The sequence below is a fragment of the Bacteroides stercoris ATCC 43183 genome, assembly GCF_025147325.1.
GTDB lineage: Bacteria > Bacteroidota > Bacteroidia > Bacteroidales > Bacteroidaceae > Bacteroides > Bacteroides stercoris.
On the sequence record NZ_CP102262.1, the window covers coordinates 1816656 to 1842017 of the forward strand.

The window sequence follows — 25362 nt, forward strand, 5'->3', positions numbered from 1 at the left end:
TTGTTTTTTATGATATTAGTTTATAGATGAATTCGGTTGTGTTTTTATTTGGTCGTTCCCCTTACCACCAGGTTTGTCCGCACAATCTTGTTGGTGCTTTTTCCCTCGTGCCCGTTCAGCTTGTCTGTAAGGATGCTGAATGCGCTTTTGCCCACTTCTTCTCCGTGCTGCTCCACAGTGGTCAGTTTCGGGTCGGTGCTTTGGGCGATGGCTCCGTCGGTGAAGCCGCAGATGGAAACTTCGTCCGGCACTTTCAGTCCCACCAGCTTGCAGGCATACAATATACCTGCCGCCGTTTCGTCATTAATTGCAAAGAAACCATCGGGACGATTGTCACTCTCCAGCAGGTCGGGCGTTATGGCAATGGCGCGTTCACGGTTGTCGCACAGCTTTATCATGCTGTCGTCCACCGGCACTTTGTATTTCTTCATGGCATCCAGATAGCCGTTCCGCCGGTTTTTGGTAATCTCCAGATGCGGAGATGCGCCGTAGAAGAAGATACGTTTGCATCCGGTCTGAATCATGTACTCTACGGCGGCAAACGAGCCGGCATAGTCGTCCACAACCACCCGTTCCGTTTTCAGCTCCGTACAGATGCGGTCGTAAAATACAATCGGTATGTCGTTGTTCAGCAGCTCCTGATAGTGGTCGTATTGCTCCGTGTTTTTGGCAAGGGAGGCTATGACGCCGCAAACGCGGGCGGCAAGGAAAGAGTGGACGATTTTGACTTCCTGTTCGTAAGACTCGTTGCTTTGAGCCACGATTATGTTGTAGCCGGCTTTGGCCGCCGCTGTCTCGATGCCGCTCAGCACGCACGAGAAGAAATGATGCACCAGTTGGGGCACAATCACGCCAATCGTATTGCTGCGGCTCGAACGGAGGTTCACGGCAAGCACATTGGGTTTGTAGTTATGTTCGCGGGCGTAGGCATGGATGAGGTCACGGGTTTCCCGGCTGATGTCCGGATTATCCTTGAGCGCTCTCGACACGGTGGACGGCGAGACATTCAATGCCCGGGCAATATCTTTAATGGTTATCTGCGGTTTGTTCATCAGTATGATTTCAATTTTCAGCCAAAGGTAATAAAAATAGGAAGATATACGAAGACCGTAGCCGGGCTTCTTATTTATCCTGCTGCAAAAATAGCGGAATGCGTCTAATAAAAGTTTTCTGTTGATACATATCGGGTTATAAGTTTGTGCAAACGATTGCATGTACTGTTTGCAACCATGTATTTGCCCGCTGCACGGTAAATTCCCGGTAAAAATCATTTGCTATACGATAAATCTCCGTAACTTTATCCTCTGGAAAATGTGGTATCCTTTAATTAATATTATAATGTATTGGCTGACTATGATAAAGAGACTTGTTTTATTTTGTTGCCTATGCTTGCCGGCATTGGCTGTCTCTGCCCAAGAGCAGGAAGTTAAGTTTGCTTTCGATAACTATCACCGCTATTACCGCGAGGCGCGCCTCTGCACCGATAGTGTAAAATTGGAGGCAATGAAGAAATTGCGTGTCTATTTTCATGAGCATCCTTACAGGCTGTCTAAGGTGAATATGTCCGTGCCGCCCGCCAGGTGTCTGGAGTTGCTTACGCCGGAGGGGACATTCTCGGATATGGACGCTTTGGAAGCTGAGTTCGAACGTAGCAATGCCTATCGGAAGAGCTTCCATACAACAGCCGATGACCGGGTGGGTATTTTCATCGGAAACGCTCTTGACCGCTTGTGCTGCATTGCCGACGCATACCGCCGCGGTACGCTGACGGCAGACGAGTCGTTGAGCGACAAAGTGCTGAAAGCGGTGGTGCACTACGGCATGCTGGAAGCCGGACGCTCGAACGCCGTTTCCCGTTTTCACGCTTCCTGCTTTGCCATTCCTACGGCTGCGGTAAACATCTATTTCGCCTGGCTGGATAAAATGGAACTTGCCGAACGCGGCGGTGCAACTCCTTTGCTGGAGGCCGCTTGCGATATGCTGAAGGTATTGGGGCTGCAAGCCTATACGCAGCCGCTGCGTCATGATGAAACCGACAAGAACGTTGTTTCGATAGAACGTTTCCGCAATCATGTATGGTGGGTGGGCGGCAACGCGTTGGCATACCGTTCGCTATTGCCCGTAGCTGCAATGTACAGTTCGGTGCCTATGGTGGATGTATTGGCAGAAGTTTGCCGGAGAGGTATCAGCGTGACTTCCCAACTTACTCTGCACGATTCTTTCTGGACCGAAGGTTTTACTGCCGACGGTGCAGGGTGGGGACATGGTAAGCAATGCCTGATTTGGGGATATCCCATAGACGGAACCTTCAATGCCTTGAATATGCTGGGTATGCTGAAAGGGACACCGTGGGCGGAGCGCCTGAGCAGGAAGAATGCCCAAGCTATCCTGAACTTTCTACGCGGTGGAAACTGGTACTACTATAAAGGATTTACCTTGCCTTGTCTGGACCGTGGCTCGTATGTCTATACCGCTGCCGAAAAAGAGATTCCTTACGCAAAGATGCTGAATAAAGTGCTGACGGACTGGATGGATGCTTTTACGGAAACCGAGCAGGCGGAGTTACGGCAGTTATGGAAAGAAGTGAAAGAAAAGCATATCCGGATGGCGGGGTACGCTCCGGGTATGTATTCCGGAACCCGCTGGTTCTTTAATAACGATGATTTGATAAAGAAAACCCCCGACTGCCACATAATGGTGAATATGGCTTCTATGCGTTGTGACGGCTTGGAGAGTGCTCCCAACTTTGCCGATGCCTATAATTTCTACCCTACGGACGGTATGACTTTGTTTCAGCGCAGCGGCAACGAATATCGCTCCATCATGGGTGGCTGGGACGTAACGGCATCTCCCGGAGTAACCGCACGCGAAGGCATGGAGCGCCTGGAACCGGTAGTTAACTGGCGCGGCTATTGCAGTAAGCATAATTATGCGGCAGCAGCCACGGACGGTAGCGGCGATGCAGTGGCGGGATATATTTTCGAGAAAATGAATGCTTCGGAGAAAGAGGGTGTGAACGACCGGGGCAGCAGTGCCGGCTGTAACGAGGTGCTTTATGGTGTAAAGGCTTATAAATCTTATTTTATTCAGGGAGACTATATGGTTGCCTTGGGAGCGGGTGTAACGAACAGGCAGTCCGGACAGCCGGGACACATCCGTACCACTATCGACCAGACGGCCTTGCTGAATGATGTCTGTTTATTGGAGAAAGGCAAGAAAACGGCTCTTTCAGCCGGTGTGCATACTTGGAAAATCTCAGGCAAGAACACACCCTGGCTGGTGCAGGAGGGGCAATTTGCTTACCGCGTTCTTCCTGAATACAGCCGGAAAGCGTTCGTAGCCTGCGAAACGCGTCCTGCGAACTGGGTGCTGCACAACAAAACAAATGCCGGTAAGAAGAATCTGCCGGATAGCGTGAAAATTCTCCGTTTGTGGATTGACCACGGACAAGCGCCCGTGGATGATACGTACGGTTATACCGTGTATACGGGAAAGAGCACTCCGTCCGCCCGGTTGCCTTTCCGTGTACTGAGGAATGACTCCTTGGTACAGGCGGTGCAGTCGGCAGATAAAAAACTGTTGCAGGCGGTGTTCTATCCGGGCAACCATGGCCTGCAGGCCGGCGGTGTGTCGCTTACAGCTTCTGAACCTTGTACCGTAATGATAAAGACGGTGGCAGGAAAGTCCGTCTTTACAGTGACGGATGCCTGCATGAATGCGGCTTTGAAGAAAATAACGCTTACTTATAACGGTGAAACGATAGAAGTATCTATGCCGCAGGGGGAATTTTGCGGTAGGACGGCATCGTATGAATTGCCTTAATGGGGCAGACGGGATGCCTTGCTTCAATGAATGTTATATTACTATAATACTTGGAATCATGAAACACATTAAATTTATTACTTTCTTTTTGAGTATCGCATGCCTTTTCATTGCATGCAAGAACACGGCCGACAACGATAGGGAAGGCACGTCTCCGGCACCGGAGCAGATTCCCGGCACCGGAGATGATTCTTTTGCCAAAGGCGCCGACATCAGTTGGGTTACGGAAATGGAAGCGGCCGGACATTGCTTCTATAATGCCGACGGCAAGCAGCTTGAATGCACTGCCCTGATGAAGGAGTGCGGACTGGATGCGGTTCGCCTGCGTGTGTGGGTAGACCCGGCAGAGCACGGCAACTGGTGCAATACACCCGATGTCGTAGCCAAGGCCAAGAGGGCGAAGGATTTGGGAATGGACGTAATGATAGATTTCCATTATAGTGACTGGTGGGCAGACCCCGCCCAGCAAAACAAGCCTGCCGCATGGAAGGACAAAACGCTGCCGGAACTGAAGAAAGCCATCGGCGACCATACGGTAGCGGTGCTTCAGGCCTTGAAGGCGGCGGGAGTTTCTCCCAAATGGGTGCAAGTGGGCAACGAAATACGTCCGGGTATGTTGTGGGATAAGAATGTGGCGCTGAGCGGTGCATCCTATGATGTGAAAGAGCGTGACTTGAAAAACGCTCCGGCAACGGCGTCGGATAAAGTCGTGTATCCCGCAAACTGGAGTAATTTGGCCGATTTCATCACTGAGGGCTACAATGCGGTGAAGTCAGTCTTCAGCGATGCGATTGTGATTGTTCATCTGGACAACGGTTGGGATAAAGAACTGTTCAACTGGTTTTTCGATGAGCTGAAGAAACACAACGGGAAGTGGGATATGATAGGCATGTCGCTTTATCCTTACTGGACACGGATGGAGAAGTCGGATTATACCGCCGATGACATTATCACCGACTGCATGGAGAATATCAAGGCGTTGGGCGCCAAGTATGATTGTGATGTGATGATAGTGGAAACCGGCATGGAATGCGGTGATGACAAGGGCAATCTGGCAAGTGCGTCTGTCCTTGCCGAAGGCAAACGGCAGTTGGAACGCATCGTCAAGGAAAGCCGAGAGAATACCGGAGGACGCTGCAAGGGTGTGTTCTATTGGGAGCCGGAGTGCAAGCCGAGCCAGTATCGGTTGGGAGCGTTTACTGCCGACGGCCGCCCTACGGTGATTATGGATGCGTTTAAATAACCTGTAAAACAGCATAATTATGAATAAGAGACTGATAACGGGCATCTGTTGCTTCTTCCTCTTTACGGCCGTTATGGCGCAGCGTACCGAAGTGCTATTGGAAAAGGGCTGGAAGTTCTTCCGGGGAGATATATCCGGAGCTGCTCATCCGGGATATGACGATGAGCAATGGCAGGCGGTAACCGTGCCTCACGATTGGGCCATTTACGGACCGTTCGACCGTGACAACGATTTGCAGAAAGTAGCCGTCACGCAGAATTTCGAAAAACAGGCTTCGGTAAAGACCGGACGCACGGGCGGATTGCCTTATGTAGGCGTAGGCTGGTATCGCACCACCTTTACCGTTCCCGCCCGCAAACAGGCTACACTGGTTTTTGACGGAGCCATGAGCGAAGCCCGTGTCTATATCAACGGGCAGGAAGCCTGCTTCTGGCCTTTCGGCTATAACTCTTTCCATTGCGATGTCACACCTTATATATATAAGGACGGAAAACCCAATACGCTTGCCGTGCGGTTGGAGAACAAACCGCAGTCTTCGCGCTGGTATCCCGGTGCGGGGTTGTACCGGAATGTCCGCCTGCTGACGACCGAACCGGTATGCGTTCCGGTGTGGGGCACTCAGCTTACCACCCCGCACGTGTCGGACAAGTATGCTTCCGTGCGTTTGCGTACGGAGATTGCCAATGCCGGAAACAAGCATATCCGGATTGTGACCGAGATTATATCGCCGGACGGTAAGGTGGTTGCCGCCAAAGACAACACCCGCAAAATAAACCACGGGCAGCCTTTCGAGCAGAACTTCCTGGTAGATGCTCCCGCTTTATGGTCGCCGGAGACACCCCGGCTCTACAAGGCGTCTTCCAAGATATATGCCGACGGCAGGCTGGTGGACGAATATACCACCCGTTTCGGCATCCGCAGCATAGAGATTGTGGCGGACAAAGGCTTTTTCCTGAACGGCAAGCACCGTAAGTTTCAGGGCGTCTGCAACCATCACGACCTGGGGCCTTTGGGGGCTGCCGTCAATGTGGCTGCTCTCCGCCGCCAGCTCACGCTGCTGAAGGATATGGGTTGCGATGCCATCCGTACATCGCACAATATGCCGGCTCCGGAACTGGTGGAACTTTGCGACGAAATGGGCTTTATGATGATGATAGAGCCTTTCGATGAATGGGATATTGCCAAATGCGATAACGGCTATCACCGTTACTTCGACGAATGGGCGGAGCGGGACATGGTGAATATGTTGCGTCATTACCGTAATAATCCGAGTGTGGTCATGTGGAGCATTGGCAACGAAGTGCCTACGCAGTGCAGTGCCGAGGGCTATAAAGTCGCTTCTTTCCTGCAGGATATATGCCACCGCGAAGATCCCACACGTCCTGTTACCTGCGGTATGGACCAGGTGTCTTGCGTCCTGGAAAACGGTTTCGCCGCTATGATAGACGTTCCCGGTCTCAACTACCGCGCCCACCGCTATGTGGAGTCTTACAACGCACTTCCGCAGAATATCATTCTTGGTTCGGAAACCGCCTCTACCGTAAGTTCCCGCGGAGTCTATAAATTCCCGGTAGAGAAACGGGCAGGGGCAACGTATGCCGACCACCAGTCTTCGGGGTATGATGTGGAGTATTGCTCTTGGTCGAATGTGCCCGATGAGGACTTTGCCCTGGCCGATGATTACGACTGGACTATCGGGCAGTTTGTCTGGACGGGTTTCGACTATCTGGGCGAACCCTCTCCGTACGACACGGATGCCTGGCCCAGCCACAGTTCCGTATTCGGCATCATTGACTTGGCAAGCCTGCCCAAAGACCGCTATTATCTGTACCGCAGCATCTGGAACAAGACCGCAAATACCCTGCACGTCCTTCCGCACTGGACATGGCCGGGCAGGGAAGGAGAGAATACTCCCGTCTTTGTTTATACCAGCTATCCCGCTGCGGAACTTTTCGTCAATGGCAAGAGCTACGGTAAGCAACGCAAACTGACGGCATCGGAGAGCAAAGCCTTACAAGGCAAGGACTCGCTTGCCTTGCAACGCCGCTACCGCCTGATGTGGATGGATGTTCCTTATGAACCGGGCGAACTGAAAGTCGTGGCTTATGATGCTTCCGGCAAACCGGCAGAAGAGAAAATCGTCCGTACCGCCGGCAAACCTCATCATCTGGAACTGGTTGCCGACCGCACCCGGCTTGCTGCCGACGGTAAAGACCTTGCCTACATCACCGTCCGCGTTGTCGATAAAGACGGCAATCTCTGCCAGTCGGACAATCGTCTTGTCTCTTTCTCTGTAAAAGGAGCCGGCCGTTACCGTGCGGCAGCCAATGGCGATGCCACCAGCCTCGACCTTTTCCATTTACCCAAGATGCCGGCTTTCAGCGGACAGTTGACGGCTATCGTGCAGAGCACGGAACAGTCCGGTGAAATTGTTTTTGAAGCCAAAGCAAAAGGCTTGCAGACTGGGACAATCTTGTTGTCTGCCGATAGGTAGCATTTGCATTATTTCTGTTTCAGAGTTTTGCATAATTTGTCATCACTCGTCACCAATCACTCTGTATCCCTTTCCAGCAAAGGGATACAGGGAGTGACGACAAGCGTGGTGAGAGTGATGACTGATTCGTGGTCGTCACGCGAATAAATATTATATGTCTTATAATCAGTGTGTTATCTTAATTGACACACAGTCGATAATAGAGACTTTTCTGACGATTTACTACTCCAAAAGACCTTTATCATGCGATTCGGTGCATTGTTTAAAGATAAATGCACCCGTAATTTCCGGAATATGCCCTGTGACAGTAAGGTATTTGTTAGGGATAAATGCCTCATTCCCTCTTTCTTTTCTTTGTTTTATCGCATGTATAATGTCCTTTTATCACTTCCTTTTCCTTGTTTTCCGGTTGCGGGCTCTACGGTTGCCAATTGCGGGCCCGACAGCCCGCGGCTGGCAACCGTAGAGCCCGCAACTGCGAAACGAAAAAAAAGACCTGCTGTTCCGGGGAAAATGCAGTAGCTAAACTACTATTTAGCGTGTGTTTTTGCAGATATTACCCTGCTGATTTCCCGTTATTTATTACGCGTTTCCATTGGTGTGCCCATGCGTTTATGAGATGATAGCGCATGATGCCGGATATAGTGCAATCGTTTGCATTCTTCTTATTGAACTTTTTACGGTATCTTTGTCTCTTACTCGACAATATAGCATACATTTGTTGTATCATAATAAAGTATTTGGAGCACGTTCCGTATTTAGGTTAATATACTGAAACGTCTTTTGAATATACTGTAGATAATTAATATTGTTAACTTTAATTTTTAAATGCATGAAGCAAGTTAATCTTAGAATCTGTCGAACGATTCTTCCCCTGTTATTAGGGTTATTCTTGTCAGTTGGCGTTTATGCACAGAACATCACGGTGAAAGGGCATGTGAAAGATGCTTTGGGTGGTGTGATTGGCGCTAATGTCATTGAAAAAGGTAATCCGTCTAATGGCACCATTACCGATGTGGACGGAAATTTTACATTGTCTGTACCCAAAGGAGCAATTCTTCAGGTATCTTTTATAGGATACAAAACACAGGAAATAGAAGCAACTTCATCTGTGATTGTGACTTTGAAAGACGATTCGGAATTATTGAATGAAGTGGTTGTCATCGGTTACGGTGTGGCTAAGAAAAATGACCTTACCGGTTCGGTGACAGCGATCAAGCCGGATGAGAAAAATAAAGGTCTGGTCGTAAGCGCTCAGGATATGATTCAAGGTAAGATTGCCGGTGTAAATGTAAACACCACTTCGGGAGCTCCCGGTGAAGGTGCTCAAATCCGTATTCGTGGTGGCGCTTCTTTGAATGCCAGCAACAATCCGCTTATAGTGATAGACGGCATGCCGATGGATAATAACAATACCAAAGGTGTGAACAATCCGCTTTCACTTGTCAATCCTAATGATATTGAAACTTTTACGGTGCTGAAAGATGCTTCTGCTACGGCAATTTACGGTAGCCGTGGTTCTAATGGAGTAATTATCATTACAACTAAAAAAGGACGTAAGAACCAGGCACCGAAGGTTTCATATAACGGAACTTTGTCGGTAAGTACGATTGCCGACAAGCTCGATGTAATGAACGCTCCCGAATATGTTGAATTTATCAAGAATACGTATGGCGAAGGCTCGGCAGCTTATGCAGGACTCGGATGGCAGAAATACAATGAAGATGGTACACCGGACTTTTCTGCCGGCACATATAATACGGATTGGCAGGATGAAATATACCGTGCCGGTATCAGTCACGACCATAATGTCAGCGTTACCGGTGGAGTGGGCAATGAAAGTTGGTCCATGCCTTATCGTGTCAGCGTAGGATATACCAATCAGGAAGGTATTCTGAAAGGTTCCGATTATAACCGTTTTACAGCAGGGTTTACTCTGAATCCCTCATTGCTGAATGATCATCTTAATTTTAACATCAATGCCAAGTATTCTTACTCCAAGACAAATCCGGGTGGTACGGATGCTATCGGTGCAGCTATCTCTATGGACCCGACTCGTCCGATAATGAGTGAGGACGAACAGTTCAAGAATTGGGGCGGTTATTGGCAGTGGACAAAGAATACTTCCGAATACGACCCCACTTTCCCGTTTGCACGCAATGATGATGCTCCTAAAAATCCGGTGGAACTGATTGAACATTATACATTCGATAAGAGCGCTACCGTACTTCTCGGTAATTTTGAAGCCGATTATAAGATACATGGATTTGAAGACTTGCGTTTGCATATGAATCTTTCGGGTGAATATGCCGATGGTGGAGAATATACTAACAACAATCCGTATTCGACTTATGGCTTCTATTATGGAGGTGTAGGCGAGAATAAGGAAAAGAAATACAACCTGATTGCTACGGCATACGCCCAGTACAACAAAGATTTCAACAAGGCACATCATCTGGATGTGATGGTGGGTTACGAATATAACCACATGAAATATTGGGGTGGAGAATGGTTCGAAAACTATTATCCTTCTACCAATGAGAGTTATTATGACGATGGTACTCCGAAAGCCGGAACAATAAACAGCTCTTCTACAAAGAATTGGAGAGGCCAGATTTATCTTGTCAGCTGGTATGGACGTGTCAATTATTCGCTTCTTGACCGTTATCTTTTCACCTTTACAGCCCGTTATGACGGTTCGAGCCGTTTTGCAGACGGACAACGCTGGGGTTTCTTCCCTTCGGCAGCCTTTGCTTGGCGTGTGAAGGATGAAGCTTTCCTGAAAGATGTAGATGCTGTCAGTGACTTGAAACTTCGTCTTGGCTGGGGTAAGACCGGTCAGCAGGATACCGGTAAGGAATACTACACAGTCATATACAAGGTAAGCACCAGTGAGAACCATCGTTATCCGGTAGGTCCTAACAATCCGGGTACGCTTTATCAGCCTTTGCCTTATAATGACGACCTTACTTGGGAAACTACGACCACATGGAACTTAGGGTTGGATTATGGAATGTTTGACCAGAGACTGACTTTGAACCTTGATGCTTATTACCGCGAAACCACGGACTTGCTTTCCACACCTACAATTCCGGCAGGACAGAACTTTGATAATGCCCTTATGCTTAATGCCGGTTCTTTGAAGAATACCGGTGTTGAAATAGCTCTGTCGGGCAAACCTGTTCAAACAAAAGACTGGTTTGTGGAACTTGGAATGAACATAGCATACAATAAGAATGAGATAACTGGTCTTTATGGCGGACGTGACGTTATTGAAGCAGGTATGAAAGTGGGTACCGACCAGCAAATCACCTATCATAAAGTGGGACTTCCCGCCAACTCCTTCTGGGTGTATCAGCAGGTGTATGACGAAAGCGGACGTCCTATCATGGGATGTTATGTAGACCGGAATGCTGACGGCAGCATAGACGAAAACGACCGCTATTATTATAAAAACATTATAGCGCCTTGGACAGGCGGATTTAATTTTAAAGTAGCTTATAAGAACTGGGACCTCGGAACCAACTTCAGAGCCAGCTTCGGTAATTATGTATACAATGGCATCGAATCGGGCAAGGCAAATTCTGCAATGCTTTATAATTCCAAAGGATATTACGAGAATAGCACGGCAGATATCGTAAGCCTTGGCTGGAGTTCTTACAATTATGCGCTTACTGATTATTTTGTACAGAATGCAAGTTTCCTGAAGTGTGACAATATTACGCTTGGATATAATTTCGATAATCTTTTTAAAGCCGGCAAGTACAAAGGCGTGTCAGGACGTATCTATGCTTCATGCTCAAATGTCTTTACCATTACGAAGTACAAAGGGCTTGACCCGGAACAGACTTCCGGAAAGGAGAGCAGCCTCTATCCGCGCAGCCGTACTTTCCTTCTTGGATTGAATCTTAATTTCTAATTTAATAACTGAGGACAATTATGAAACTAAATAAAATAAAAGCAATATTTCCTGCCATTGCTCTTTTTCTGACAGCAAGCATGACTTCCTGTATGGATGATCTTGAGAAAGGGAATATAGACCCTACCGTAGAGCCTAATCCGAATCTGTTGGGGCTGTATAGCAAATGTTATGCCGGACTCATCATGGAAGGTAATGACGGTAATGCGGATTTTACCATAGACGATGCCGGTAAATCGACGTTATTGCGTAACGTGTTTAATTTTAATGAACTTTCTACCGATGAGGCTATCTGCTGGTGGAGCGACGGTGGTATTACCGATATCGGTTATAACCAATGTATGCCGGGTACTGCGACTCTCAGATTTCTTTATTATCGTCTGATGTCCAATATTACGTACTGCAACCATTATTTGAGCCTTGAAGCGGCACAAGCCGATAAGACGATGCTTGCAGAGGTGCGTTTTATCCGTGCATACAACTATTTCTTAATGCTCGATTTCTTTGGAGACCCCTCTTTTATAGAGACAATTACCTCGGAAGTGCCTAAACAAGCCCATGCCTATAATGAGAAATTTGACGAGAGTGCCACATATACCCGTGCGGAACTTCTGCAATTGGGACGTGAATTCCTCTTTAATTGGGTGAAAAAGGAATTGGAAAATGCCGAAGCGGATATGTTGCCTGCCGAACCGGAAACGGACAGTGATGCAAACTATGGCCGCGCTGACAAAGCGGCAGCCTGGATTTTGCTGAGCCGTTTATATCTTAATGCCGGTACTTATCTTAATAATGACGGGCAGAACAATCCTCATTGGGATAAAGCGTTGGAATATGCTGAAATGGTTATCAATTCAAATTACGCAATCTTTGATGATACCAGGATTCCGACAGAAGCTACGCAGAGAGGCTATCGTCCGTACGATTTGCTCTTTATGGGTGATAACGGATCGAATGGTGCCAGTTGTGAAGCCATACTTCCGCTTCTTCAGGATGGAAAGGTGACGAAAGGCTATGGAGGTTCGCTTTTCTTTATTGCCGCTATGTGGAACGATAAGATGCAAACCGTAACCGACCTAACTGCCGGTACTACGGGTAATACGTGGTCCGGTATGCGATGCCGTCCTCAACTGATTGAGAAGTTTACTAATAATCCTGAATCTTTTGTAGGCAAGTCGACGAAGGAAATCCGTGCTTTGCAAATCGATGACCGTGCGCTTTTCTGGGGAAAAGGTTCGGACGGCGATGAACGTACGCTTGACTTGGGAGATAACTCCAGTTTCTATCAAGGCTTGGTAACTACGAAATGGAATAACAACTATTCCAACGGCGGAAGCCCGCACGATGTGTTCGATGTGGATACGGATTTCTTCCTTTTCCGTGTGGCTGAAGCTTATCTCAATGCTGCGGAAGCAGAAATGCATCTCAATGGCGAGAGTTCAACAAAGGCAAAAGGTTATATCGATATCTTGCGTAAGCGTGCTCACACGGCTACAAGCGATTCTTACAACCTGAACTATATTCTTGACGAGCGTTCGCGCGAATTCTATTTCGAGGGTCTCCGTCGTACCGACCTTATACGTTTTAATCAGTTCGGTGGTACGCAAACTACCTATAACTGGTCGTATAAAGGCGGCAATATCAATGGAGTGACATTCGATAAGACAAGAAATCTTTTCCCTCTCCCGACATCGGAAATACAGGCAAACAGAAGCCTTATCCAGATTGATGGTTATAATGAGACAGAAGAGTAAAGTTAAAACAGTAAATTTAGAAAAGTAATATGAAGAATAAATTATTGCTTGGTGCTGTGCTTGTCGGTACTGCCGGCATATTTGCAGCATGTTCGGATGATAATGATTCGAACCCTACGCTGATACAACCCACGGAGTTCGTCTTGAACACTCCGGCTTACGTGAACGAAACGGTTGATTTGGAGAATACGGAAGCTCTTCGGTTGACATGGTCACAACCGGAATATACAACAGGCAATGCTCCGATTAATGCGACATATGAAATACAGGTTTCTCCGACAAACTCATTCACTGTGTCTACGGACGAAGCGGATGCGGATGAGGAAAATGCTCTTGTTGCCGATTATGCAGTTATCGACAAGACTTCTACAACCTGTTTTGCTGATTTGGCGGCATCTGAACTTAACAAGGCTCTGGCTAAAGTAGCGAAGTGGAAAGCAGACGCTGTTCCTGCCGAACAAAAGACTTTTATTCGTATCAATGCATTTGTGCTTGAAGGTATGAATAGATTGAATGCCATTACATCGAATGTGGTAGAAATCAGTGTGGCTCCTTATTATGTGGAATTGTCGGATGCCGCTCCTATTATGTGGTATCTTGTCGGAAATAATTTTGGTGACGGTGCTTGGAGTGATAAGCCGGGCGAAAGTAGCTTCCCGCTGTTCATGCAAAGCGATTACAATTATGATAAGGTGACCGGTGCCGGTGAAATTACCTACCTCAACTATTTTACAACTGAGGAGTGGAAGATACAGCCTGCGGATTTCAATTGGGATTATGGATTTTGTGGTACAGGCGCTCCCAATGAGGCTGTTTATCGTAACGGCGGAGCCGATGGCGGAAATATCACATGTAATCCGGCCGGATATTATCTTGTTACCATTAATACCGGAGCGAATACTTGTACTATTGTCAATCAGGAAATAACCCCGGCTGTTTACGGTCAGATATGTATCACCGGTGATTTCTGCGATTGGGCCGACCAGAACATGACTCCGGTGAACAAGAGCGGTGAAAACCATGTATGGTGTTATATGTTGACAGTGGAAGAGGATGCCGTGAAGCAGATTAAGTTCAAGATTCCCGGTTCTTGGGATACAAATTGGGGATATGGTTCGGAAGACGGCGAGGTATCTGTTTGCGGTAAGGCAGCAGCCGGAGGCAAGAACATCGGTGTTGCGGCAGGTACATGGGTTATCATGTTCAATGATATAACCGGTGAATTCAGTATTATTCCTAAGAAATAAATTACACACTTTAAAAGAAAGATACTATGATAAAGAAATTAGTATATGGCTTGGCTATCATTGCAGGACTTGTTTCCTGCAATGATGACTATACGGATTGGGCAAGCCCTCAAAGCAATGATTCCAAAGAACCGGTCGATAAAATCGCATTTACGGTAGAACCGGCAGTCAGCGCCATTGATTTTGTAGTGGAAACGGCGGAAAATATTCAGTTATTTACTACCAGTCTGCAAGATGGGCAGGTAAGTGAATACGCGCTTACTCTTTCTGCTGAAGGTAAGGATAAAACCGCCGCTCTGAGCGCAACGGCAGCCGGGATGGTTGCTTCAACCGATTTGGCAAACGCGGTAGCGGCTATTTATGGTAAAAGCCCCGAAGAACGGACTGTTGCTGTAGAAGTGGCAGCCGATGTAACGGTAAAAACAGAAGACGGTAGCATCATAACCAAGAAGAAAGCTTCTCCGTTTACTTTGAAAGTCAAGCTGAATACCCCATTGGAGTATTTTCTGGTAGGCGACGTTACATCATGGGCAGACAAGTCGGCAAAATGTATGCTTTATCCACAAGGAGATAAGAAATATGCGTATACGACCGATTTTACTAAAACTGAGAATGGTGTACAAACAGCCGGTAATCTAAAAATTTGGTTAGGTGCAGATATTGGAAATTGGGATAATTGTTATGGTGCTGAGAGCGATGGCGATAATGCTGTTTCCGGTAAGTTGGTATCAGTAAATGCCGGAGCGATAGCTTGTCCGGAAGTCGGTAAATTTTATAAACTGGAAGTTGACTTTTCTACAAACGAATATGCTTGGACAGAACTGACTGATCAGGCTCCGAAATCTTATACTCATATAAGTTTGATTGGTGACTATAATGATTGGGATACAGCGGGTTCTGAGAAAGATTTGGAACAGATTACTCCGCATAACTGGTATATAGCTGGCTTTGAACCGGGAAAAGACGGTGTATTAAAGTTGCGTGCTGACCATAAGTGGGACATTTCTTGGGGTGCTGCAACGGATAACGTAACAATAGCGGATAAAAACTATTTGTCATTGACTACTGCAGATGGTAAGAATGTTGTTGTTCCCAATGGAAAATATAATGTATTCTTTAATGATATTACAGGTGAAGTTGTATTTCAGACGGCTGAATAATATCTGCGATATATAAAGAATATTTATTTTAAATCAGGCGAGTGTGTCTGAACTTGCTACAAGTTACATGGATTTGGTGTTATTTCTTCTCTTTGTATTAAGGGATTCCATACCGGTCTGCGTTGTTTAAGGCAAGTTCAGACACATTTCTTTTAATTGTATGTAAAATCTGATAAAATGAAGAACGTAAAATCTGTTTTATATTTAATATTGGGTTTGCTGATAAGCTCTTTGATGGCTTGTAGTGATGACCCCGGAGCTTTTTCTGAGCCTGCACCGGGGCAGGATGAAACTCCTGAAGGATATGTCTCTTTAGAACCCTCATCCGATACGTGGGACGGAACCAAACGTGCCGATATTACTTATCAGACATTGGTGTATTCATTTGCCGATAGTAATAATGACGAGTGGGGCGATTTCAGAGGACTCACAGATAAGCTGGATTATCTTAATGAAATGGGTGTGAATGCAATATGGCTGTCGCCAATTCATCCGGCAATGTCTTATCACGGATATGATGTGAAGGATTATACAACAGTGAATGCCCGGTATGGAACTATGGATGATTTTGAACGGTTGATTGCCAAAGCCCATGAATTGGGTATAAAAGTCTATTTGGATTATGTGATGAACCATACCGGAAAGGATCATCCTTGGTTTATAGATGCGAAATCGTCCAAGGAAAGTGTTTACCGTAACTATTACATCTTCTCACAAGACCCGAAATCCGATATTACTGCCGGTAAAATTCCAATGATAAAGCGGGAAAGCTCTACGGGATATAATGCAGGCGAATGGTTTTCGGCTGGTATAGGTGATGCCATGAAAGGATATTATAAGTTTGTACTCGACTGGTCTAATGCTGCAAGTCCCACCATAACAGTTACAAAAGAAGATACTCCGAACGCGGATACTCCGGACGTAACCACGCAAGATGCCAAGTACTTATATTATGGTGAGGGCATTTGCAAGAAATTCTATGCGAGAGGCAATAATAAGTACGAGTTAACGGTTGATCTTGATACGGATTGGGGTTTTTTAATCCGTACAAGTAATACTTCATGGGACAACGGAACGAAGTATGGTGCTCCGTCTAAAGCAAGTAAAGTGCAGTTAGGCAAGCCTTTTACTTTGAGTAATGCAAATCCTGAGGACATATTGTTTGCATCGGTCGAAGCATGGTATTTCCATTCCCATTTCCAAACAGACTGGTTTGCCGACCTTAATTACGGTGCTATTGATGATGCTGCCAACTCTCCGGCATATAAAGCAATATCCGCTGCAGCAAAAGAATGGATAGACAGGGGAATTGACGGATTCCGTTTGGATGCGGTGAAACATATTTATCACAGTGCCACTTCGGATGAGAATCCCCGTTTTCTGAAAATGTTCTATGATGATATGAACGAATATTATAAATCGAAAGGGCATACAGATGATATTTATATTGTAGGTGAAGTCCTTTCGGGCAGTGACGAGGTGGCGCCTTATTATCAAGGACTTCCCGCATTGTTTGAGTTTGACTTCTGGTATAAACTGGACTGGTCGATTGCCAACTCCACTGGTTGTTACTTTGCGAAAGACATACTTTCTTTCCAACAGAAATATGCGAGATACCGTGCCGATTACATAGAAGCTACCAAACTATCCAACCATGATGAAGACCGTACAGCATCCAAACTGGGAAAATCAGAGGCAAAGTGTAAACTTGCGGCTGCCGTATTGCTTACCGCACCGGGCGAACCCTATATTTATTATGGGGAAGAATTGGGTATCTACGGAACGAAGGAAAAGGCGGATGAATATGTACGTAGTCCGATGCTGTGGGGAGATAATTATACTACTGCCTATACGGACAAGATTGATGCCACCGTGGCTTCGAGTATAAAATCTGTAGCAGAACAGAAGGAAAATGCAAATTCGTTGCTGAATACCTATCTCTCTTTTACCCGTTTGCGTAATACCTATCCGGCTTTGGCTCAAGGTACAATGACAAAACATGCGGTATATAACGAATCGAACGAAGAGTACAAGAGCATTGCTGCATGGTATATGACAAAAGATAATGAAAAGATGCTTGTTCTTCACAACTTTGGAAGCGCATCTGTTAAACTGTCATTGACAGATAATATCGAGAAGGCTGTCGGTGTATCGGGAACTGTTCAGGTGAAAGAAGGGGATAATACTTCCATACGGTTGGGAGGATATTCGTCAGTGGTCTATAAAATAGCCCAATAGCCCATTTACTCATACATCTTTATCAGCACCCTGTTCAGCCATTCCCACCGAAAACGGAACCAGCGACGGGTGCTGATTTGTTTTCCGCCGAAGCGGAGTACGAATTCGCGGTAGCCGTGTCTGCGGAAAGGCAGGCCTACGTCCATAAATTCCAGGTGGCGGTAGCCGCGTTCTTTGGCATCGCGCAACGCCTGCCACACGGCAAGAATGCCGGGATATTGCAAAGCGTATGTTTTACGCATGCCGCCGGAGAACCATAGGTATGCACTGTTATTGGAATAGATACAGACGCTTCCGCCAATAACTTTGTCTTTATAGGTTACAATGAAAATACGGCTTTTCCGGGGCATTTGCTTTTCCAGGAGCTGGAAAAAGTCTATGCTTGGGAAATGCCGCCGTATCTTGGCAGAGTAGTTGTAATGCAGCATCTTGGCAAAAGCATGGATTTCTTCCGGGGTATGTGCTTCTTTTACTTCTGCTCCGTTGTTCAGCCCTTTTTTGATTTGGCGGATGCGGGAGGAACTGAAACGGGATTCTACCTGCTCCACATTATGCAACGAGTTGCGTACGCGCAGCCAGTTGACGGCAAAGTAACGGTTCTCGCGGAATACTTTATAACCGGACAACGAATTGTCCAGATTGCGGAACTCGATAAGGAAGGCTTCCCGCAGGGCTTCGTCCGTGAGGCGTTGCAGCATATCGCTAAAGACAGCTTCACGGTTGAGCGTTTCATCGAAATATTCTCCGGTGCCATATACCTCACACCGCTTGATGATGGCGGGTGGAAACAGTCGTACGCTCTTCCGTATGGCGGCAAGCAACTTGGCTACGGGTATTCCGTTTTCCGACGCCACAATAAGCAAAGGTGTGTATCCCGGAGTTGCTTCATAGACGTGAAACAGCTCCGTAGAGTGGAATGTATCGGTTCCCGGCAGTTCGGGTATCCGGCTTCCCCGATGGTATGTAGTCAGTTTCAAGGGCATTGCTGCAAATTTAAAAAAATAATCTTGTATCTTTGCATTACTTAACGACAAAGTATTCATTTCTAAACGATATACACATATGGAAAGTTTTAGCGAATTGATAAAGACCCGCCGCAGCATGCGGAAGTTTACAGAAGAGGAGTTGACGCAAGAACAGGTGGTTACGCTGATGAAAGCCGCACTGATGGCGCCTACTTCCAAACGGAGCAATGCGTGGCAGTTTATCGTGGTGGATGATAAGGAAACATTGAAAAAGCTGTCTTTCTGTAAAGAGCAGGCTTCGCAATTCATAGCGGATGCCGCATTGGCTGTGGTTGTAACCGCCGACCCGCTGGCAAGCGACGTCTGGATAGAAGATGCCTCTATCGCTTCCATTTACCTGCAACTTCAGGCGGAAGATATGGGATTGGGCAGTTGCTGGGTACAGCTTCGCGAGCGTTTTACGGCATCCGGCATGTCCTCTAACGAATATGTGCACGAAGTACTCGACATGCCTTTGCAGTTGCAGGCTCTCAGTATCATTGCCATCGGGCATAAAGGAATGGAGCGCAAGCCTTTCAATGAGGACAACCTGCAATGGGAAAAGATTCACCTTAACAAATATGGAGGAAAGTAACGGTGAGCGCGGCGAAAGCAAATAACAATAAAGATACCTATAAGGCTACGGCTATCACGCTGATTGTGTTCGGCGTGCTCTATCTGGCAGACAAACTGCTGCATTTCTCCACACTGGGACTGTCGTGGGTGATGAACCGGGATAATTTTCTGCTTTATACGGCGGTCATCTTCCTGTTATTCAAGAATGACAAGTCGGTGGGACTGGTGCTGACGGGCCTGTGGCTGATATTGAATTTCGGATTGATAACGGCTCTGCTCGGTACTATGTCCGCTTATTTGCTGCCGGTGGCACTGTTGGTTGTAGGCGGTATTTTGTATTTGGTATCTACGAGATAAGATGAAAAGAAGCATAGAAGATACATCTGTTGTATTTATCGGAGCCGGCAATCTGGCTACGAATCTGGCAAAGGCGCTTTACTATAAAGGATTCCGTATCGTGCAGGTATACAGCCGTACGGAAGAGTCGGCGCGAACATTGGCGCAGGCGGTAGAGGCTGCCTATACTACCGACTTGTCGTCTGTGGCAGCGGATGCCCGGCTGTATATCGTTTCGCTGAAAGATGCGGCGTTTGTGCAACTGCTGCCCGAAATTGTTGCCGGAAAAGAAAATGCCCTGTGGGTACATACAGCTGGAAGTATCCCGATGGATGTTTGGGCAGGCAAGGTAAACCGGTATGGCGTGTTCTATCCGATGCAGACATTCAGCAAGCAGCGTACGGTCGATTTCCGGCAGATACCGGTTTTCGTGGAAAGCAACTCTGCGGAGGATACCCGGACACTGAAAGATATTGCTTCCGTACTCTCCGAGAATGTCTATGAGGCCGATTCCGAACAGCGTAAAAGTCTGCACCTGGCAGCGGTGTTCACTTGTAATTTTACCAATCATATGTATGCCCTTGCAGCCGGGTTGTTGAAGAAATACGGGCTTCCTTTTGAAGTGATGCTGCCTTTGATAGACGAGACTGCCCGTAAGGTGCATGAACTCGAACCGCGTCTTGCGCAGACGGGGCCTGCCGTGCGGTATGACGAAAATGTTATTGGCGAGCACTTGCAGATGCTTTCCGACGAGCCGGACATGCAGGAACTGTACAGGCTGATTAGCGAAAGCATACATCGGCAAAATAGTTAACTTCTTAGAAAGAATAAGGCATGAGTACAATCAATTACGATTTGAATAAGATAAAAGCCCTCGCCTTTGATGTGGACGGGGTGTTGAGCGCCAATGTCATTCCGATGAGTACGGAAGGCGAGCCGCTGCGTACGGTAAACATAAAGGATGGCTATGCCTTGCATCTGGCTGCCAGACATGAAATACCATTGGCTATCATTACCGGTGGACGCACGGAAGCGGTGCGCAAGCGTTTCCGTGCTTTGGGAATATTGCCGGAGAATATCTATATGGGGTCTTCTGTCAAGATACACGATTATCGTGACTTCCGCGATCGCTACGGCCTGCGGGATGAAGAAATTCTATATGTAGGCGATGATATTCCCGATATTGAGGTGATGCGCACTTGCGGTTTGCCTTGCTGTCCGCGGGATGCCGCCCCTGAGGTAAAATCCGTTGCCCGCTACATCTCCCACAAAGAGGGGGGATACGGTTGCGGACGGGATATCGTGGAGCAGTTCCTGAAAGTGAAAGGTCTTTGGATGGCAGACGAGCGGGCCTTCGGTTGGTAACTTCTGCCGGTTTGATTTCTCGCAATTCATAACTTATAATTCATAACTCTACTTAAAGCCATGTTGGATAATCTCAAAAAATATAAAGTTATACTTGCTTCCAATTCTCCCCGCCGGAAAGAGTTGCTGGCAGGACTTGGTGTGGACTACGAAGTGCGCACCCTACCGGATGTAGACGAATCGTACCCTGATACATTGCAGGGTGCGGATATACCTCTTTATATCGCAAAAGAAAAAGCGGATGCCTATCGGAACATGTTGCAACCGGGCGAACTGATGATAACTGCCGATACCATTGTCTGGCTGGACGGGCGGGTGCTTGGGAAACCTAAAGACCGGGAAGACGCTTTGTGCATGCTGCGGGATATGTCCGGTCGCACCCACGAAGTGTTTACCGGAGTTTGTATAACTACAACGGAATGGCAGCGCAGCTTTGCCGCTCAGACGGAAGTACGCTTTGCTGAGCTGAGCGAAGAAGAAATAACCTATTATGTAGATAAGTTCCAGCCGATGGATAAAGCCGGTGCCTATGGGGTGCAGGAGTGGATTGGCTTTATCGGGGTGGAGAATATTTCGGGAAGCTATTATAATATTATGGGGCTGCCGGTGCAGCGGCTTTATAAGGAGCTTGTCAAGGTAAAATAGTAGGGCTGTTAAGCTTTGCTTATCTGGCATTTTCTGCCAATGAAAGGGGATATGTCAAAACTGAAATTCGCTTGCTGTTTGTTTCTTTTTAGGCACGGATTACAGGGAAAATACAGATTTTCTTTGTTTTTTTTCCGTGAACTCCGTGTAGTCCGTGCCTAAAAGAAATCATCAAGTGTATGTTGACACATTCTCTTTTCTTTATGGAAACAGGTATGCCGTCTGGTCAGGCCAAATCTCTTATCAGCGGTATGTCTTTTTCGTCTATCCCCAACTTGATAAGCATCTCCTTGTCTTTATCGAACATCTCAAGAAAAGTCTCCCGGTTATCGCTTTCCGAGGTAGCTTTTCCGTACAGTTCGGCAGCCTTTTCCATATTTCCCAATAGCAATGCTGCGTGTCCGGCATTGAGGTAATCTGTGGAAAGCGGTTTCAAGGCAAGTATCTTGTTGTAATACCGCATGGCCTGTTCAAATTTTCCGCTGACAAACGAGCACCAGCCTATGGCACGCCATGCCTTGATGCAGTCGTTTTCCATGAAATCCAGCTTAAAGAAATACTGCAAGGCTTCTTCGTAGCGTTCCTGCTCTGCCAGGCAACTGCCGATAAGGAATGGCAGGTTTCTGTTTTCCGGTTGCATGGCTTCCGCTTTTCTGTAATATTCCAATGCCGTTGCAAAGTCCCGCAATTGGCGGTGGCAGGTGGCGAGGTGGCGGATAGTCCATACATGATCGGGTTTCAGTACATCGGCTTTCCTATAAGCTTCGATAGCTTTTTTGTAACGTTTCTCTTTTTGCAGGCAATAGCCGGTCTTTTGGAAGATTTCCGCATCGGCATGGTTCATATCCGTTATTTCTTTATAGATGCTTAAGGCTTCTGCGGGATGCTCTTTGCGGAAATGGAAGTCGGCTATGGTTGCCAATAGTTCGGGCTTGCATAAAATATCTTTCAGTGCCGGTATACGGTGCAGGGCTATTTCTTCCTTGAAAATATCACGGTACTCATGGCGGCGCTGGCTTAACTTGAAGAACCGGTATAAATCGTGGATATACTGGTTGCTGATAACGTCCGGCCGCAAGGCATACTGTCTCAGGCTGGACGACTTGCTCTCGTCCATCAGTTCATTCAAATCCTGTGATGTCATTTGGCTGAGCATCATATTACGCTGCGCTTGCGGTATATGTGCCATGGTAAAGCATAATGAATACTTGTCGCTGTTGCAGAAAAAGCCCGATTGCAGTATCAGCGACAGGACGGCGTTTTCTCCGGTTGGCTTCAGTCCGAACTCCCGTATGATGCTGGAATGCTGCATGTCGAACGGATAGAACCAGTTATGCGGATTTTGAAAGAACGGGTAACTCTTGAGCTGGGCAAACGTACTCATATATACATCGGCTCCTTCCAGTTGAAGTTCGTTCATCTCGCGTATCTTGTCGCCCAGGCCCGATTCCTCGAATGCTTTCTCCCAGTCCGGATTGCGGTCGTCTTCATCAATGTTTTCTTCGAAGCCGTACTTCATATTGCGCATGATGGTGACGTTCTTCATCATTTCCGGAATGATTTCTTCACGCATTTTCTTGTCTATCTTCTCTGTTTCACGGCTGCGGAGTAGCTGGATGTAAACCCGGTTCAACTGTTTGCCGAAGCTGCCGTCCTCATCGAGAAGCGATAACTTTGCCATCAGCTCCGGGTATAGCCGCAAGCGGTTGGAGTGTATGTGCAGTATGATGGCGATAATCACCAGGGCGCGCTGGTTGACCTGTGTGTCGGCGTGCGTTGCGGCATCCAGTAACCATGAGAATTTCCGCGGATCGAAACATTCCATCAGGCTGAGCAGGATGGCTCCGGTGAACAGACACAAGTCATTTACCGGCAACAATTCGGACTCCAGATACAGCCTGGCTTCCTGTTCTTCTTCTGCCGTCCAGCCACTGTTGCCCCATGTAGTGAGGAACAGATATTGGGCAGTGCCTTCATGGCGTTGCAGGGCGCTGTCCAGACTTTGTTTGTTGTCCGGCATAAGCTGGCAAACCGCCATATCGTCAGGAAAAGATTCCAGAACTTTCAGCCAGGAAGACATGCCGTAACCGGCTACCATATTCTTTTTGTTCTTGTGCAGGGAGTGGTAATAACGGGTGGAAACCTCATCGAGCAGGCTGATGCGGGTCTGTTCGGCAAGCTCCCAGGTTTCTGCCAGAAGTTGTCGGTATAGTTTCTGTCGTTCCGGATCGTTTATGCCCTGGCGCATGTACTGTAACATGTATTGGTAGGACACCTTAGCCTGCTCCAGACGGTTGCGGAGCGTCCAGTCGTTGCAGTTCCATAAAAAGGCTTCCAGTTGTACTTGAGCCTCTTTCAGACGTTTCTGTTCCAGTAGATTGACTATATGCTGATATTGCTCTTGTATGGCTTGCTCGTTCATAAAATTGTATTCATTAAGTGATTATACTCTACAAATGTACAAAAAGAATGCCAGAATGTTTTCATAAATCAGAAACGCACCTGCAATTGTGCCTGCAGCAGGTTGGAGTTTTCTCCTTTGTGGGGATCGCAATAGGTATATTGCGCCTGCAAGCGGCATTTGGGATAGAACCACCATTGCACGCCGGCCACATAGTTGCTCTGTTTGTAATCCTGCGCTTTGTCTTTGTTGAAATAATCATAGGATGCTACAATGTCGAATTTGGGAAGCACATGTACGGATGCGGTTGCATAGTATCCGTCGCTTTTTACATGTCCGTCTTTGCCGGCAAGGTATTCGGTACGCAGGCTGACAGGCTTTGTCTGTATGGTGGCGCCTGCCGACCAGCGGTTGCGTGTGTAGCTGTCGCCTATCGCTATATCCGGATTGACGGAAGAGGCGGCTACGGCACAGCCTTTGCCCTTGACGAATGAGCCGCCCACCGACAGCCAGTCGAGCGGATGAACCATCAGGCTGCCTACTATATCTTTTTGATTGTTCTTGTCTTTCAGATTGATGCCTTGCCCGTTCATGACGGCAAGGTTATAACTCAGCTTTTTCTTGAAAAGGTCGCCGTAGATAAGGATACCCATGTCACGGCCGCTGTTCGAGCCGTAGAGTGGATCGCTGCCGTTGATGCCTGCCAGATAGTTGACTGCCTGTGAATAACAGTTTATCAGTTCGACAAAACAGGGAGACATCGGATTCTCAATGGTGTACATTGTTTTGAACTGTCCGATGCGGGCAGTGAGTTGGGGCAGGAACCGGTATTCCGTATAAGCTTCCAGTATCTTTCCGGTATTGGCGAAGCTGTACATGAAGTAGCACGACCATTTGTCGGTAATCTTGCCGCGTGCCATGAATATGGCGCGTTTGAGGTCGAAGGTATTGCTGGCCTTTTCGCCGGCGTCATCATAGGTATATCCCACTTGGGCATACCCTGCCAGGGTGATGCGTTCTTTCAGTGTATTCACTACATTGTTCAGACGCGTATCCTGGGCTTTTAATGTATGTATGGAGAGGAGAAAAAGACAGGATAGTAGAATTCGTTTCATGTGTCGGATATATAATTAAAAAAAAAGCAACCCTTTTTTCAAA

17 protein-coding genes are annotated in these 25362 nt (G+C 47.2%); 13 read left to right on the forward strand and 4 right to left on the reverse strand.

What is annotated here, in order from left to right:
- Positions 1–44: 44 nt before the first annotated feature.
- Positions 45–1052, reverse strand: a complete 1008-nt coding sequence (locus NQ565_RS07370) for a LacI family DNA-binding transcriptional regulator (RefSeq protein ID WP_034535925.1) — start codon at positions 1050–1052, stop codon at positions 45–47.
- 301 nt (positions 1053–1353) lie between these two features.
- Here NQ565_RS07370 and NQ565_RS07375 point away from each other — a divergent pair, with 301 nt between their 5' ends.
- The 8 genes from NQ565_RS07375 (at position 1354) to NQ565_RS07410 (ending at position 17877) form a co-directional block, all read left to right on the forward strand.
- Positions 1354–3822 carry a polysaccharide lyase family 8 super-sandwich domain-containing protein gene (locus tag NQ565_RS07375; protein WP_040315788.1) on the forward strand — a complete coding sequence of 823 codons (2469 nt, stop codon included), beginning with the start codon at positions 1354–1356 and terminating at the stop codon, positions 3820–3822.
- Between the two features lie 58 nt (positions 3823–3880).
- Positions 3881–5065, forward strand: coding sequence for a glycoside hydrolase family 53 protein (locus tag NQ565_RS07380; RefSeq protein WP_016661436.1), 1185 nt, complete (start codon positions 3881–3883; stop codon positions 5063–5065).
- A gap of 19 nt (positions 5066–5084) precedes the next feature.
- Positions 5085–7559, forward strand: a complete 2475-nt coding sequence (locus tag NQ565_RS07385) for a glycoside hydrolase family 2 TIM barrel-domain containing protein (RefSeq protein ID WP_005654640.1) — start codon at positions 5085–5087, stop codon at positions 7557–7559.
- Between the two features lie 832 nt (positions 7560–8391).
- Complete coding sequence (locus tag NQ565_RS07390; protein ID WP_259830948.1) at positions 8392–11478, forward strand: SusC/RagA family TonB-linked outer membrane protein; 3087 nt, start codon at positions 8392–8394, stop codon at positions 11476–11478.
- 20 nt (positions 11479–11498) lie between these two features.
- Positions 11499–13232 (forward strand): RagB/SusD family nutrient uptake outer membrane protein, encoded by a 1734-nt coding sequence (locus tag NQ565_RS07395; RefSeq protein ID WP_005654647.1) that lies wholly within the window; start codon positions 11499–11501, stop codon positions 13230–13232.
- Positions 13233–13261: 29 nt separating this feature from the next.
- Positions 13262–14479, forward strand: a complete 1218-nt coding sequence (locus NQ565_RS07400) for a SusE domain-containing protein (protein ID WP_005654648.1) — start codon at positions 13262–13264, stop codon at positions 14477–14479.
- Positions 14480–14505: 26 nt separating this feature from the next.
- Positions 14506–15639 carry an Outer membrane protein SusF domain-containing protein gene (locus tag NQ565_RS07405; protein ID WP_005654649.1) on the forward strand — a complete coding sequence of 378 codons (1134 nt, stop codon included), beginning with the start codon at positions 14506–14508 and terminating at the stop codon, positions 15637–15639.
- 177 nt (positions 15640–15816) lie between these two features.
- Positions 15817–17877, forward strand: a complete 2061-nt coding sequence (locus tag NQ565_RS07410) for an alpha-amylase family glycosyl hydrolase (RefSeq protein ID WP_005654650.1) — start codon at positions 15817–15819, stop codon at positions 17875–17877.
- Between the two features lie 5 nt (positions 17878–17882).
- Here NQ565_RS07410 and NQ565_RS07415 read toward each other — a convergent pair whose 3' ends face one another.
- Positions 17883–18860 carry a GNAT family N-acetyltransferase gene (locus NQ565_RS07415; protein ID WP_040315723.1) on the reverse strand — a complete coding sequence of 326 codons (978 nt, stop codon included), beginning with the start codon at positions 18858–18860 and terminating at the stop codon, positions 17883–17885.
- Between the two features lie 79 nt (positions 18861–18939).
- Here NQ565_RS07415 and NQ565_RS07420 point away from each other — a divergent pair, with 79 nt between their 5' ends.
- Genes NQ565_RS07420 through NQ565_RS07440 form a run of 5 tightly spaced genes read left to right on the forward strand, consistent with a single transcriptional unit; the run spans position 18940 to position 21803 of the window.
- Complete coding sequence (locus NQ565_RS07420) at positions 18940–19476, forward strand: nitroreductase family protein (RefSeq protein ID WP_005654652.1); 537 nt, start codon at positions 18940–18942, stop codon at positions 19474–19476.
- A 2-nt stretch (positions 19477–19478) separates the two neighbouring features.
- Positions 19479–19814, forward strand: coding sequence for a hypothetical protein (locus tag NQ565_RS07425; RefSeq protein WP_005654653.1), 336 nt, complete (start codon positions 19479–19481; stop codon positions 19812–19814).
- Position 19815: 1 nt separating this feature from the next.
- The gene (locus tag NQ565_RS07430; protein ID WP_005654654.1) at positions 19816–20607 is read left to right on the forward strand and encodes a Rossmann-like and DUF2520 domain-containing protein; all 792 of its coding nucleotides are present in this window, start codon (positions 19816–19818) and stop codon (positions 20605–20607) included.
- A 20-nt stretch (positions 20608–20627) separates the two neighbouring features.
- Positions 20628–21158 (forward strand): KdsC family phosphatase, encoded by a 531-nt coding sequence (locus tag NQ565_RS07435; RefSeq protein ID WP_005654655.1) that lies wholly within the window; start codon positions 20628–20630, stop codon positions 21156–21158.
- A 60-nt stretch (positions 21159–21218) separates the two neighbouring features.
- Positions 21219–21803 (forward strand): Maf-like protein, encoded by a 585-nt coding sequence (locus tag NQ565_RS07440; protein ID WP_005654657.1) that lies wholly within the window; start codon positions 21219–21221, stop codon positions 21801–21803.
- Positions 21804–22029: 226 nt separating this feature from the next.
- On the opposite strand, the gene NQ565_RS07445 is transcribed toward NQ565_RS07440, so the two are convergent.
- Both NQ565_RS07445 and NQ565_RS07450 read right to left on the reverse strand, forming a co-directional pair.
- On the reverse strand, positions 22030–24225 hold the full coding sequence (locus NQ565_RS07445; protein ID WP_005654662.1) for a tetratricopeptide repeat protein: 2196 nt from the start codon (positions 24223–24225) through the stop codon (positions 22030–22032).
- A gap of 68 nt (positions 24226–24293) precedes the next feature.
- On the reverse strand, positions 24294–25319 hold the full coding sequence (locus NQ565_RS07450; protein WP_005654664.1) for a porin: 1026 nt from the start codon (positions 25317–25319) through the stop codon (positions 24294–24296).
- Positions 25320–25362 lie beyond the last annotated feature (43 nt).

Bases quoted from the DNA above. Each gene is read 5' to 3' on its own strand.
- NQ565_RS07395 (WP_005654647.1), top strand. From the start codon at position 11,499: ATGAAACTAAATAAAATAAAAGCAATATTTCCTGCCATTGCTCTTTTT.
- NQ565_RS07450 (WP_005654664.1), bottom strand. From the start codon at position 25,319: ATGAAACGAATTCTACTATCCTGTCTTTTTCTCCTCTCCATACATACA.
- NQ565_RS07415 (WP_040315723.1), bottom strand. From the start codon at position 18,860: ATGCCCTTGAAACTGACTACATACCATCGGGGAAGCCGGATACCCGAA.
- NQ565_RS07410 (WP_005654650.1), top strand. From the start codon at position 15,817: ATGAAGAACGTAAAATCTGTTTTATATTTAATATTGGGTTTGCTGATA.
- NQ565_RS07420 (WP_005654652.1), top strand. From the start codon at position 18,940: ATGGAAAGTTTTAGCGAATTGATAAAGACCCGCCGCAGCATGCGGAAG.
- NQ565_RS07385 (WP_005654640.1), top strand. From the start codon at position 5,085: ATGAATAAGAGACTGATAACGGGCATCTGTTGCTTCTTCCTCTTTACG.
- NQ565_RS07405 (WP_005654649.1), top strand. From the start codon at position 14,506: ATGATAAAGAAATTAGTATATGGCTTGGCTATCATTGCAGGACTTGTT.
- NQ565_RS07440 (WP_005654657.1), top strand. From the start codon at position 21,219: ATGTTGGATAATCTCAAAAAATATAAAGTTATACTTGCTTCCAATTCT.
- NQ565_RS07370 (WP_034535925.1), bottom strand. From the start codon at position 1,052: ATGAACAAACCGCAGATAACCATTAAAGATATTGCCCGGGCATTGAAT.
- NQ565_RS07445 (WP_005654662.1), bottom strand. From the start codon at position 24,225: ATGAACGAGCAAGCCATACAAGAGCAATATCAGCATATAGTCAATCTA.
- NQ565_RS07435 (WP_005654655.1), top strand. From the start codon at position 20,628: ATGAGTACAATCAATTACGATTTGAATAAGATAAAAGCCCTCGCCTTT.
- NQ565_RS07430 (WP_005654654.1), top strand. From the start codon at position 19,816: ATGAAAAGAAGCATAGAAGATACATCTGTTGTATTTATCGGAGCCGGC.
- NQ565_RS07375 (WP_040315788.1), top strand. From the start codon at position 1,354: ATGATAAAGAGACTTGTTTTATTTTGTTGCCTATGCTTGCCGGCATTG.
- NQ565_RS07380 (WP_016661436.1), top strand. From the start codon at position 3,881: ATGAAACACATTAAATTTATTACTTTCTTTTTGAGTATCGCATGCCTT.
- NQ565_RS07400 (WP_005654648.1), top strand. From the start codon at position 13,262: ATGAAGAATAAATTATTGCTTGGTGCTGTGCTTGTCGGTACTGCCGGC.
- NQ565_RS07390 (WP_259830948.1), top strand. From the start codon at position 8,392: ATGAAGCAAGTTAATCTTAGAATCTGTCGAACGATTCTTCCCCTGTTA.